Origin of the sequence: Paraburkholderia unamae (assembly GCF_003096875.1) — a bacterium.
Lineage (GTDB): Bacteria > Pseudomonadota > Gammaproteobacteria > Burkholderiales > Burkholderiaceae > Paraburkholderia > Paraburkholderia unamae.
Genome location: NZ_QEOB01000017.1, coordinates 236,925 through 248,375 on the forward strand (window position 1 = coordinate 236,925; position 11,451 = coordinate 248,375).

Sequence of the window (11,451 nt, forward strand, 5' to 3'; positions counted from 1 at the left end):
GATGACGGGCCGGCCGCCGCCGGCGTCGGCCCGAGAGTGCGTCGGCAGGCTGCCTGCCGAGCGAAAAAGCCGCCGGAAGAGCGTGCAAATCAATAAGTATGACTGAATAAAAATAGTGTATCGGTACGGTCAGATAGCAGACATATTCAAGGAGACAAAACATGAAGCAGTCCAATGAGGCCTGGGATACGGCCTATGAGTGGAAGGCGGTTGCGCTGTTGTCAATCGGGTTCGGTCTGGTGGGCATCGACCGCTTCATGATCATGCCGCTCTTTCCGGTCATGATGCACGAGCGCCATTTCGACTATCAGGACCTCGGTTATATTGCCGGCGCCCTGGCCGTTGCGTGGGGCTTTGCGTCGATTTTCATGGGCAACCTCTCCGATCGCATTGGACACCGGAAGGTGATCATTCCGGCGATGCTGGTGTTTTCAGTGTTGTGCAGTGCGAGCGGATTTGCGGCGAGCCTTGGCACGCTGATCCTGATCCGCGTGCTCATGGGGTTCTCCGAGGGCGCCTATACGCCAGTGAGTATTGTCGCGACGATCGATGCGTCCAGGCCGTCGCGGCACGGTTTCAACGTCGGCTTGCAGCAAACGATGATGCCGTTGCTCGGGCTGGGTGTCGCACCGATTCTCGTCACGCAGTTGCTGAAGGTCGTGCCTTGGCACTGGATCTTTGCGCTCGCGGCCGTGCCGGGCTTCGTCGTGGCCTACCTGCTCTACCGCTGCCTGCGCAACAGCGATGTGCAGAACGCGGCACGGCATACGCAGACTCACGACGCCGCGCGGCACAAGTGGTCGGACGTATTCCGCTACCGGAACATTCCGCTCAACATCATCGGCATGTTCTGCTGGGTGACGAACCTCGTGATCCTGCCGGCGTTTCTGCCGAGCTACCTCACCGAGTCGCTGCATCTGGACATCGAGCAGATGGGTTTTGTCCTGTCAGCGATTGGCTTTGGCGGCGCGTTGGGTGCGCTGGTCATGCCGTCGCTGTCCGACCGCCTCGGCCGCAAGCCGGTGATGATCCTCTCCGTGCTGGGCGCGCTGGTGTTCCTCGCATTGTTGACGCGCTGCGACGCCAATCCGCCAAAACTGTTTGCGTGGCTTTTCATGACGCTGTTCTTCGTCTTTGCGCTCATTACGCTCACGGTGGGGCCGATCAGCGCCGAGTCGGTGCCGGCCCGCTTGATGACGACGGCATCTGGTCTCGTGGTTGGTGTCGGTGAGGTCTTCGGAGGGGGAATCGCGCCGGCGCTGGCGGGCTACGTGGCCAAACACTATGGGGTCGCGCACACGATGTATTTCGCACTGGGCGCGCTCGTCATAGGGCTCGTCGTCGCTATATCGCTGAAGGAGACCGCCCCGGTTCGCACTTCGCGGCGCGCGCCCGTGCCGCTCGGCTCTGAAATTGCCGAATGACGCATCAGCCCGTTAAAAGAACGACACGAACGCCGACGCGATTGCGCGGCACAGGAGACCATAGAGATGAAGCACAGCAGGATTTCACTGTGCGCAGGCCTTATTGCGTTGGCCATGCCCATGGCAGCGCACGCGCAGGGCAGCGTGACGATTTTTGGCCTGCTCGACGCAGGTGTCACTTACGTGAACAATCAGCAAGGCGGGTCGAAGACGTTCCTCGATACGGGCATCTTCGCACCGAATCTGCTGACGTTGAAAGGCACCGAGGAACTCGGCGGCGGCAGCCGGGCACTTTTCGAACTGACCTCGCAGTTCGACCTCGCCAGCGGCGCGACGATTCCCGGAGCCGGCGCGCTATTCAATCGCACGGCCTACGTCGGATTATCGAATGACCGACTCGGCACGCTGACGCTCGGAAATCAGTACGATTTCATGTTTGAGACACTGACGCTCGGCTTGTTCGACGGCGCGTTTCTCGCTGGCGGTATTTACGATTTCCGGCAGGGACCGTTCGCCTCGCTTGGCGTGCCGGACAATCCAACGGGCTCGTTCGATTTCGACCGGATGGGAGGCGCAACCCGCGTCGCCAACTCGATTAAATATCGCAGTCCTGATCTATATGGGATTCACATTGGCGCGCTGTACGGATTCGGCGGCGTCGCGGGTGACTTCACCGCGAACTCGACGATGAGCTTCGGAGTCGACTATGCCAACGGCCCGCTCGGACTAGGCGCAGCGTTCGTCAACGTCAGGTACTCGGGCTTGTATGAGGGGCTCAACGGCAGCATCCGCAATTTTGGATTCGGCGGACACTACCAGTTCGGGTCCGTGCTCGCGATGCTGCTTTACACGAACACCGCGAATACGGCGAGCGGCGCAAAGATCGATGTCTACAAGACCGGCGTGCAGTGGGATGTCACCGGAGTCTGGACGGCCGGTCTGGACTATTCGTTCATGCAGGGCAACTCGGCGCTGGACAACAATCGGGCGCATCAACTGAGCGGTGTGGTCCAGTACCACCTCTCCAAGCGTACCTTCCTCTACGCGGAAGGCATTTATCAGCACGCGAGCGGAGACGGACCAGTCACACAGGCCTGGATCAATGCGCTGAACCAGCCGGGCAGCGCATCAACGACCGGTTCGCAGGTGCTCGCTCGGGTGGGTGTCTCGACACGCTTCTAATGCAAACCATAGGTGCAAATCTTGATCAAGCATATCGTGATGTGGAACGTTCGCGGGACATCGCCCGAAGAGAAGGCCGAGGCAGCCAACCGGGTTAAAGAAGCATTCGAAGGCCTTAACGGAAAAATTCCAGGAATGAGTCGGCTGGAAATAGGCATTGACGTTAGCCGTATCGACTATGCATGCGATGTCGTGCTCTATTCCGAGTTCGTGGACCGCAATGCGTTAGAGGCATACGCTACGCATCCCGAGCATCTGCGTGTTCGAGATGAACTGGCAGGGGTGCGCATCAGCAGGCATCAGGTCGACTACCTTTAAGGCGAGTCGGGCAATCGGTGCGAGGTCGTGGTCTATATCACGGCCGCCGGTTCCCTGCTGTCGTCATCAGTTGCGCGGTTCGCTGGTATTTCCGGTTCGACCTGAGCTTGCACGACGTCAAAGAGTTGTTGCTCGAACGCGGCGTCGTGGTCACGTTCCCGATCGCGCGCAATGTGCGATTGGCCGGCTCGCCAAATGCGTCGAGCCGGTCTCGGGACTTTCGAATGCAGACGGAGCCGAATCCCGGGTTCGCCTCAACCTGCGGCACGCGCGCGATGCTTCATTTCCTGATGCGCACTAACGCGTCGACGGCCAGCACGCCTTCGCCTTCACGCTTGACCATCACGGGATTGACTTCGGCTTCAACGACGCAGACATCGGAAAGGGTGGCGAGTCGAGACATGGCGACCACCGTCCTGGCGAGGGCATCCAGGTCGCCACGTGGTTTGCCGCGATAGCCCTCAAGCGCGCGCAGTCCCTTGACTTCAGCGACCATCGCCCGGGCCTCGTCGAGATCGACGGGTGCTAATCGCAACGAGCGGTCCCGGTAAAGCTCGGTATAGACGCCTCCTGCCGCGAGCATCACAACGGGGCCCACCTGTGGATCGAGCCGATAGCCGATCAGCGCCTCGCCGAGGCCTTTGGCCATGGGTTGCACGAGCACGCGCTCCACCGGGACATCCGGCTCGTGCCGTCTCACGTTCTCGACAATGCGAGCGGTTGCTGCGCGCAATTGAGCGGCGTCGGCGATACCCAGTTCGACGCCGCCAACATCCGTTTTGTGAGGCAGTCGCCCGGAGAGCACTTTCACCGCGAGTGGATAGGGGAGCGCCTCAGGCAACGGCGTGCTTTCGTCGACCGGGATCGCTGTCGCGGGCGCATGCTGGACACCCACTTGCGCGAGCTGCTCGTACGCAGTGAGCTCGTCAAGCAAGATGGCCTGCCCATGCCCTGTATCGTTCTTTCCCGGCGCTGCGCGTGGTGCGAAGGGCTTGGGCGCGCGTCGCGATGCAGCGGCGGCAATCGCATCCGCGCAAGCTTCGGGCGTGCGAAAACACGGTACGCCCGCTTCGGTCAGGCGCAAGAGCGCCTGCGGCGCTTCTGGCACGACAAACGCGGCCAGCGGAAGCAACGTCGGGTCGTCCATGCCGCTGTCGATAATCGGGCGAACCACCAGTTCCGGCGCGAAGCGCGCGGAAGACCCCGCAACGGCGATGACGAGATCGAATTCCGGTGCCGTGCGCAGCACGCGAAGCGCTGCGCTCATGACGTCATAGCGGGTGCCCGCCAGGGTCAGGTCGACGATGCGTCCGCTGGATACGTTCACGCCCGCACTCGCGAGCCGCGCGAATGTGGCTTCACGCGGTTGCACGACGTCGACACCGCGAACACCGAGTTGATCGACAACCATGGCCGCGCCGCCGCCAGTTGTGGTCACCACCGCGACACGCGGTACGCGCGCGGCTTCCTGCGGCTTGGGCAGGGGCATTTGTCGAAGCAGGGGGAGGCTTTCGAGAAACGCTTCCAGCGTGTCGACGCGAGCCATGCCACAGTCCTTGAGGAACGCGTCGGCCACGTCGTCCTCGCCAGCGAGCGCGCCGGTGTGCGAGACGGCAAGTTCTGCGGCGGCCGCGGAGCGGCCCAATTTGTACGCCACGACGGGCTTCCCGCGCTCGGCTGCGGCCAGGGCGAAGGCACGCAGTTTGTCCGCATGGCGCAGCGTTTCGAGAAAGAGCATGTAGCCGGTAATGGCCGGGTCGTCGAGCGTCGCGGCGCAGATCTCTCCAACGCTCAGGTCGACTTCGTTTCCAACGGAAACCAGGCCGGCAAAGCCGACGCCTTTGGCCTTGCCGCGCGAGAGCAGGCCGCCGATCATGCTGCCGCTGTGAGAGGCCACGAACACGCCGCCCACTGGAAGATCCGGCTCGGCAAAAGCGGCGTTGGCCGTCAACGCGAGCTTTGTGCGCACGTTCACCATGCCAAGGCCGCTCGGCCCGAGAACGCGAATGCCGGTGCGGGCGACGATGTCACGCACGCGCTGTTCGCGTGCTTCGCCGTCCGGTCCCGTCTCGGAGAAGCCCGCTGCCAGAATCGTGGCCACGGGAATGCCGAAGTCCGCGCATGCCTCGAGGGCGTCGATGGCGGCCTCCGTTGGCGTGAGAATGAAGGCGTGCTCGGGAATTTCGGGCAGGTCCGCAACCCGGGGCCAGGCACGTTCGCCCTGCACGACATCGCGATTGGGGTTGATCGGGTAGATGCGGCCCTCGTAGCCCGCCTGCCGGATAAAGCGAAGCGGTCTGCCCGCCGTTTTTGCCGGGTCGTCTGACGCACCGATCAGCGCGACGCTTTCGGGCGCCAGCACGCAGCGTGCAAGAGCCAGGTTACGTAACGCGGCGCGGGGAGCCGGCTCCATCGTCTCATTCATGCTCATGGTGTCCCTTTACTTGCGCGGGTCGAAGCGGCGTTCGAAGACGCCTTCGGCGATACGGTTCTTGAGGACTTCGATCGATCCGCCTGCAATCATCCAGCCTCGCGTTCGCCGCACGCAGTATTCGACCAGCGACTCCTGACTGTAGCCCATGCCGCCCATCACCTGAAGCGCCTCATTCGAGACTTCCCAGCCCGCCAGATTGCATGCGAGTTTGGCGAGCGCCGTGTCGTTGGGGGAAGGCAGCGTGCCGCGCGCAACACTTGCCGCCTTATAGAGCAGCAGTTGAGCGGATTCGAGCTTGAGTGCCATATCGGCGAATTTCCACTGGATGCCCTGAAACTCGCACAACGGGTGGCCGAACTGCTCGCGCATGGCGGCATGTTCGCGTGCGAGATTGAACGCGTGGCGGCCCAGCGCCAGGGCGCGTGAAGCATTGCCGACCCGCTCGACATTGAAGCCGGCGATCTGCTTCTTGAAGCCGCCTGGCCCGAGCAGAACATTCTCGGCCGCAATGCTGCATTCTTCCATATACAGCTGCGACCACGGTTCACCGCTCATGAAGCATGACGGATTGCCGACCGTGAGTCCGGGTGTGCCTTTCTCGATCAGAACCGAGCCGATGTTGCCCGTCCCCGGCCCGAAGCGGCAGTAGATGAGGAAAAGGTCGGCCTCGGGGCTATGCGTCGAAAAGATTTTCGTGCCGTTGATGACGAACCTGTCGCCTTCCTCACGCGCCGATGTGCGCAGTTCGGTGACCGCCGAACCCGCGCCGGGCTCGGTCATGCCGAGCGCGATGACCTTGCGGCCGCTGAGCAGATCCTTGAGGTAGCGGCGCTTTTGTTCCGGGCTTGCATACTCGACGAACGTGCGAATGGGGCCGAAGTTGCCAGCCTGCACGACATCCGCACTCTTGGGACAGACCAGCGCGATTTCCTGGATCGCGATGACGGCGTCCATCAACGTGCCGCCCTGTCCGCCGTCCTCCTCGTCCATCGTGATGCCGAGCAAGCCCTGTTCGGACAGCAGCCGGGCGACGTCGAACGCATAGCCGGGTTCGTGGGCCCGCCGCAGCGCGCCGTCTGCGAGAGTGTCTTTCGCGAACCGGCGCACGGCGTCAGCAAATGCGGTTTGCTCCTCATTGAACTGGAAGTCCATGGTTCTCCTCTTCGTCTCCAATTACGTGTTCATCGTGAGGTCATTATTCCCGCGGCGGGATTGACACACTACTTCGCATACAGTACGTTGATGTGAGTTTTTGGAACATCAATTGCCGTTTTTCATTCCGGCCTTCAAGGCCGATCACACGCTATGTCTCGCACGGTTCCCCCGCTCAATCCACTACACGTATTTGATGCCGTTGCTCGCCTGGGCAGCCTGACCAGGGCGTCGGCCGAACTGTGCGTCACGCACTCGGCGGTGAGCCGGCAGCTCGCCACGCTCGAGCAATATCTCGGCGTGACGTTGTTCGAGCGAGAGCCGCGCGGCGTGCGGCTCACGAAGGCGGGGGCGACCTACCACAAGGCAGTGGGACCGGCGTTCGCGGCGATTGCGGCGGCAACCGAAAGCATCGTGGGCAGTGCGGAGGGCGAGGCGCTGCGGCTCAATGTGTACACCACGTTCGCGGCGAAGTGGCTGATGCACCGGCTGCAACGCTTCGAGCAGCGCTATCCCAACATTCCTGTCGAGATCAGCACGACCGTGGCGCCGATGAATTTCAACGAGGTCGAGGCCGACGCGGCAATCCAGTTCGGCGACGGTAACTGGCCCGGTATCCGAAGCGAGCATTTGTTCGACGACGTCATTGAGCCCGTTTGCAGTCCGGCGTTGTTACGTGACGGGCCGCCGCTGAAGACGTTTTCGGATCTCGCGAACCATCGGCTGCTTCAATCGCGCTACCGGCGCCAGGACTGGTTCGACTGGCTGCATGCGGTAGGGCGCAGCGATCTCGAAGCGCTCGTGAAGCAGCAGCGCGGCGGCTTTCAGAACTCGCTGCTCGCCTACCAGGCGGCGATCGAGGGGCTTGGCGTGGCGGTCGGGCAAACGCGTCTGCTCGCCAACGATATCGCCTCGGGCGCGCTGGTTTGCCCGTTCAAACGCCCGGTGAAGCGCAAGCTGGGTTATTACCTGCTGATTGCCGAAGGCCGCAGGCCGTCGCGCAAGATCACGGCATTTCGCTCGTGGCTGATGGACGAAATCGCTGCCATGCCCATGATAGAGGGCATGGCAGAGTGAGGACACGGCTTACGCTTGCGAGGCGATGAGCTTCGCGAGCGCGAGATCGGCAATACGGTGTTCATCGATGCGCCAGAGTCGATCGAGCAGCGATCGCGCAGCGGATTGGCCGATTACCGGTGTGGCGAGTTCGGTGAACTTGGCGTCGAGTTCGGCGTCGGTCAGCGGCGCTTCGGGATCGCCGCGGCGATACGGGGCAAACGTCCCGACCGTGCGGCCATCAGCAAGCGTCACGGCCACGCGCGCCGCACGCTGCTTCGGAAACGCGGCCGTCAAGGCCGGATCGGCGACCAGTTCGACCTTTTCCATCAAGGCCCGCAGCGGCGCCTCGGCAAGCCGCGCGGGCTCGAACGCGCTGAGCCTGACCGAGCCATACATCGCCGCGTGGCTCATGACGTAGGGCAGGCTGAAACGCGCTTCAAAGGCCGTTTGCGGGTTGCGAATGCCGGCCACCTCGAGCGCCGCCCCATACGTGCGCACGCTGATGTTGCGGATCGCGTCGCTCGTGAAGCCGTGCTCGCGCTTCAAATCGAGCAACGCGTCGATGGCGGCGAATGTGTGGCCGCAGCAGCCGTGATTTTTCTGCGTGATGCGCTCGATGTTGAATTGCACGCCCAGGCCGTCGGTGACGCCGTGCCAGCTCGGCGAGTCGCACAAGGCGGCGCCGAAGCCCGCTGCGCCTTCCAGTATGTCGGTCACGCCGGTCAGCCCCGCGGCGGCACCTTGTGCCGCGCGTACGCCCACCGCGGCGGCGTGGCCGGCATGCAGGGCTTTGGTCATCGCGTCGGAGCGGAAGGCCTGCTGGAGGCCGGACGCAAAGGTCGCCGCCGTCGCCATCGCATGACGTGCCGCGTCGGTGGACCCAGGCGCGGCGAGAAGCGCGCCCGCTGCGGCCGCGCCGAAGCATCCCACCGTGCCGGTCGTATGGAAGAAGCGGTAATGGGCGGGTTGCACGGCGGCGCCAATGCGCGTCGAGACTTCGTAGCCTGCGACGATCGCCTTGAGCAGTTGCTCGCCACTCGCGTTGCTGTTTTCGGCTAGCGCGAGCGCTGCGGCAACCGTTGGGCAGCCCGGATGGTAGACGGCGTCCCGGAAGATGTCGTCGAATTCCACCGCATGCGATGTGCTGCCATTGATCCACGCGGCAGTTGCCGGGAACGCGCTCGTCCCGGTGCCCGGCAAGCTCGAACGCCCAACGCCCAGTTCCTCGCTGTGCGCGCTCCGCAGTTGCAGGGCGGGTGCCGTGCGGGTGCCGGGGAGTAGCGCCGCGAACCAGTCGATCAGTGCGCGCTTCGCCGCATGACGGGTAGATGCGGGCAAATCGACTTTCGCCTGAGTGGCGACGTACTGGGCAAAGGTGTCGAGAATCATGTCTGGAATCCGGTATCGATGGAACGGGGTGGGCGAGGGGTGCCGCGAACGCGGTCGATAAAATTCGCCAGGTTGTCGTTGAACCACGGCGCCGCCTCGAATTGCAGCCAATGCGCGGCGTGACACATCGACGAGGTATTGCCTGCGGAGATCGACTCGACATAGCGCGCGCGCAGGTCAAGCTCGTGGCGCTGGTGGGGATCTTGTGAGCCCAATGCCAGCCACATCGGCGCGCGCACGCTGTCGAGCAGGGCGCGCGTGGGATGCGTCCTGGCAATGGGGCGTGTTTGCACGCGTGTCGCCCGCACGTGGTCAGCCGTGAGTCTGCAAAGATCTTCTGTTACGAGGCGGGAGTCGCATAGCATGATTTCCTCGAGCGAAATGCGCACGCCTTGCTCGAGTCCATGCGCTTTCGCGACTCGCGCCGCCTCGTTCTGCGTGTCGGAGAGCCGTGCCGAAACCGGGCCCATTCCGGCCGGATTCACCACCGCAAGCGAGCGCACGCGATGAGGAAACCGCACGGCCATCTGCGCGGCAATACACGCGCCGAACGAAAACGCCGCGACGTCGACCGTGTCGATGCCAAGCCGGTCGAGCAGGGCGAACAGTTCGCTGGCTGCGAGGTGAAGCGTGAAGCCGCTCTTCGGCGCGGTGCTGGCGCCGAAACCCGGAAGGTCAGGTGCGATCACGCGCGAGTGCGCAGCGAGGGCTTCGATATTCTTCATCCAGTGATACCAGCCGCCGTGCCCACCGTGAATCAACAGAAGCGGGGGCCCGTCGCCCAGATCGATGTGGTTGAGGGCGCATTCGTCGCCTTGTGTGGTGATCGCGGCGCGTGAAAGTTGCCTGTGCAATGCGTCAATCATGGTGCCGGTGTTCCGGGTCCAGCGCGATCCCACGCGTCTCCTTCATCAGCACGTAGGTGACCAGGCTGATTGCCGAGCCGATGGATACATAGATGAGGAACAGGTATTCCTGCTGGCGGCCCTGAAGCCACGTCATGATGTATGGCGTCGTGCCACCGAGAATCGCAACGACCAGATTGAACGGGAGTCCGATGCCGAGCGAACGGATCTCGGCGCCGAAAAGCTCGGCCATGAGTGCAGGCGCAATCGCCGTATAGAGGCCGTACACGACGATGCCGAAGATCTCGACAAGGGCGATCGACCAGAATGAGGCGCCCACCGAGAGCACGACCGGGTACACAAACACGGTATATATCGCCGCCATCACGATGAGTTGCGGTCGGCGGCCGATGCGATCCGATAGCCAGCCGAAGAGCGGCTGGACCGCCGTGAACACGATCAGGCTCAAGGTGCTCGCTGCGTAGGCCGTCGCCGGTTCGGCGCCCGAGCGGTGAATCGCATAGACCGGCACGTAGACAATGAACAGATAAAAGGCGAAGGCACCGAGAATGCTGGTGCCGATGAGCGTCCAGGTCGGTTTCGCGTATTGCGTGAAAAGCACGCGGATCGAGCCATTGCGCTCCTTGGCACGCGTGGCGGTGCGTCGGAAAGCTTCCGTCTCTTCCACGCGCGTACGCAGCCAGTAGCCGAACAGCCCGCCAAACGCACCGATCAGGAACGGGATGCGCCAGCCGAAATGGAGCATCTGCTCGTGGGTGAGCACGCGGTTCAGTACCCACGCGATTGCCGAGGCGGCGATCAAGCCGATTCCTGTGCCGAAGAACAAAAAGCTGCCGTGAAAACCCCGGCGGTTCGGCGGTGCGGTTTCGGCGAGGAAGGAACAGGCCGCGGCGAATTCGCCGCCGACAGAGAGACCCTGCAACAGTCGGGCAATCGTCGCCACAACGGGGGCGGCGAGGCCGATCATGGCGTAGGGCGGCAATACCGCGAGCAGGAGGGAACCCACGGCCATCAAGGTGACGGAAATGGCAAGCGCGGTACGGCGCCCGTGGCGGTCAGCGACGGCACCCAGGAGCCAGCCACCGGCGGGACGCATGACAAAGCCGATTGCATAGACCCCGAACGCGGCGAGCAGCGCGGAGCGTTGGTCCGTCGACGGGAACAACTGCGGGCCGAAGAAAATGGCGAAGTTCGCGTAAATCGAAAAATCGAACCATTCGATCGCATGCCCGATGCAGCCGGCCATCCGGGTGCGAATGACCGGTGTGGCGCTGCGATATCGCTGTGCGGCCGCGTTGGACGAGATATCTGACACTGCTGTCTCCTTGTTGAACCTGACGGGTCCTTGATCCCTCGATTCGGCACCCGATTCGGATGTGCGCGGGGTTTGTAGAAGACAGTCTGTGGTGGACGCTCCAGAAAAAATACTTCATATCGTGCATAGACATGTTCGAAAAAGTCACAGCACGGGCTTTGGGGGTTTGTTTTCGGCGGCTCGTGAGCTTACATAAATGATTTTTGCTGCCAGAACCATGTCAAAGCCATTTTCAGATGTCCGCTTTCCGGCCAAGTTCAAGTGTCCGCCTTGCGGGGTTTAGGGTTTGTCTTTCACGGGGTGCAGTTCACG

The 11,451-nt window shown here is 62.8% G+C and carries 9 protein-coding genes and 1 pseudogene; 5 read left to right on the plus strand and 5 right to left on the minus strand.

What is annotated here, in order from left to right; genetic code table 11:
- The first annotated feature begins 161 nt into the window (after positions 1 to 161).
- From C7402_RS31670 to C7402_RS47840, 4 genes and pseudogenes are all read left to right on the plus strand, one after another.
- The gene (locus C7402_RS31670) at positions 162 to 1,424 is read left to right on the plus strand and encodes an MFS transporter (protein WP_116613447.1); all 1,263 of its coding nucleotides are present in this window, start codon (positions 162 to 164) and stop codon (positions 1,422 to 1,424) included.
- A 66-nt stretch (positions 1,425 to 1,490) separates the two neighbouring features.
- Positions 1,491 to 2,606: a porin gene (locus C7402_RS31675; RefSeq protein ID WP_116613448.1), complete on the plus strand. Its 1,116-nt coding sequence runs from the start codon at positions 1,491 to 1,493 to the stop codon at positions 2,604 to 2,606.
- Between the two features lie 21 nt (positions 2,607 to 2,627).
- Positions 2,628 to 2,924, plus strand: coding sequence for a Dabb family protein (locus tag C7402_RS31680; RefSeq protein WP_112178258.1), 297 nt, complete (start codon positions 2,628 to 2,630; stop codon positions 2,922 to 2,924).
- Between the two features lie 17 nt (positions 2,925 to 2,941).
- Positions 2,942 to 3,094: pseudogene (locus C7402_RS47840) on the plus strand (IS6 family transposase); the annotation flags it as partial.
- Between the two features lie 110 nt (positions 3,095 to 3,204).
- On the opposite strand, the gene C7402_RS31690 reads toward C7402_RS47840, so the two are convergent.
- Together C7402_RS31690 and C7402_RS31695 are read right to left on the minus strand one after the other, a co-directional pair.
- A complete protein-coding gene (locus tag C7402_RS31690) occupies positions 3,205 to 5,349 on the minus strand; it encodes an acetate--CoA ligase family protein (protein WP_224041634.1) in 2,145 nt (714 codons plus the stop codon).
- Between the two features lie 15 nt (positions 5,350 to 5,364).
- Entirely contained in the window at positions 5,365 to 6,510 is a 1,146-nt protein-coding gene (locus tag C7402_RS31695; protein ID WP_116613450.1) for an acyl-CoA dehydrogenase family protein, read from the minus strand.
- A gap of 153 nt (positions 6,511 to 6,663) precedes the next feature.
- Between C7402_RS31695 and gcvA the strand changes: the two genes are divergently transcribed.
- Positions 6,664 to 7,587: a transcriptional regulator GcvA gene (gene gcvA / locus C7402_RS31700; protein ID WP_112178247.1), complete on the plus strand. Its 924-nt coding sequence runs from the start codon at positions 6,664 to 6,666 to the stop codon at positions 7,585 to 7,587.
- 9 nt (positions 7,588 to 7,596) lie between these two features.
- Here the strand turns inward: gcvA and C7402_RS31705 are convergent, their stop codons facing one another.
- The 3 genes from C7402_RS31705 to C7402_RS31715 are packed head-to-tail and all read right to left on the minus strand — an operon-like array spanning position 7,597 to position 11,139.
- On the minus strand, positions 7,597 to 8,958 hold the full coding sequence (locus C7402_RS31705; protein WP_116613451.1) for an MmgE/PrpD family protein: 1,362 nt from the start codon (positions 8,956 to 8,958) through the stop codon (positions 7,597 to 7,599).
- Positions 8,955 to 9,824 carry an alpha/beta fold hydrolase gene (locus tag C7402_RS31710; RefSeq protein WP_116613452.1) on the minus strand — a complete coding sequence of 290 codons (870 nt, stop codon included), beginning with the start codon at positions 9,822 to 9,824 and terminating at the stop codon, positions 8,955 to 8,957. Before C7402_RS31710 ends, C7402_RS31705 begins: the two co-directional genes overlap by 4 nt.
- Positions 9,817 to 11,139, minus strand: a complete 1,323-nt coding sequence (locus tag C7402_RS31715) for an MFS transporter (protein ID WP_244314987.1) — start codon at positions 11,137 to 11,139, stop codon at positions 9,817 to 9,819. Before C7402_RS31715 ends, C7402_RS31710 begins: the two co-directional genes overlap by 8 nt.
- Positions 11,140 to 11,451 lie beyond the last annotated feature (312 nt).

Excerpts from the sequence above, each read along its gene's own strand:
- C7402_RS31670 (WP_116613447.1), top strand. The coding sequence starts at position 162 with ATGAAGCAGTCCAATGAGGCCTGGGATACGGCCTATGAGTGGAAGGCG.
- C7402_RS31675 (WP_116613448.1), top strand. The coding sequence starts at position 1,491 with ATGAAGCACAGCAGGATTTCACTGTGCGCAGGCCTTATTGCGTTGGCC.
- C7402_RS31690 (WP_224041634.1), bottom strand. The coding sequence starts at position 5,349 with ATGAATGAGACGATGGAGCCGGCTCCCCGCGCCGCGTTACGTAACCTG.
- C7402_RS31695 (WP_116613450.1), bottom strand. The coding sequence starts at position 6,510 with ATGGACTTCCAGTTCAATGAGGAGCAAACCGCATTTGCTGACGCCGTG.
- gcvA (WP_112178247.1), top strand. The coding sequence starts at position 6,664 with ATGTCTCGCACGGTTCCCCCGCTCAATCCACTACACGTATTTGATGCC.
- C7402_RS31705 (WP_116613451.1), bottom strand. The coding sequence starts at position 8,958 with ATGATTCTCGACACCTTTGCCCAGTACGTCGCCACTCAGGCGAAAGTC.
- C7402_RS31710 (WP_116613452.1), bottom strand. The coding sequence starts at position 9,824 with ATGATTGACGCATTGCACAGGCAACTTTCACGCGCCGCGATCACCACA.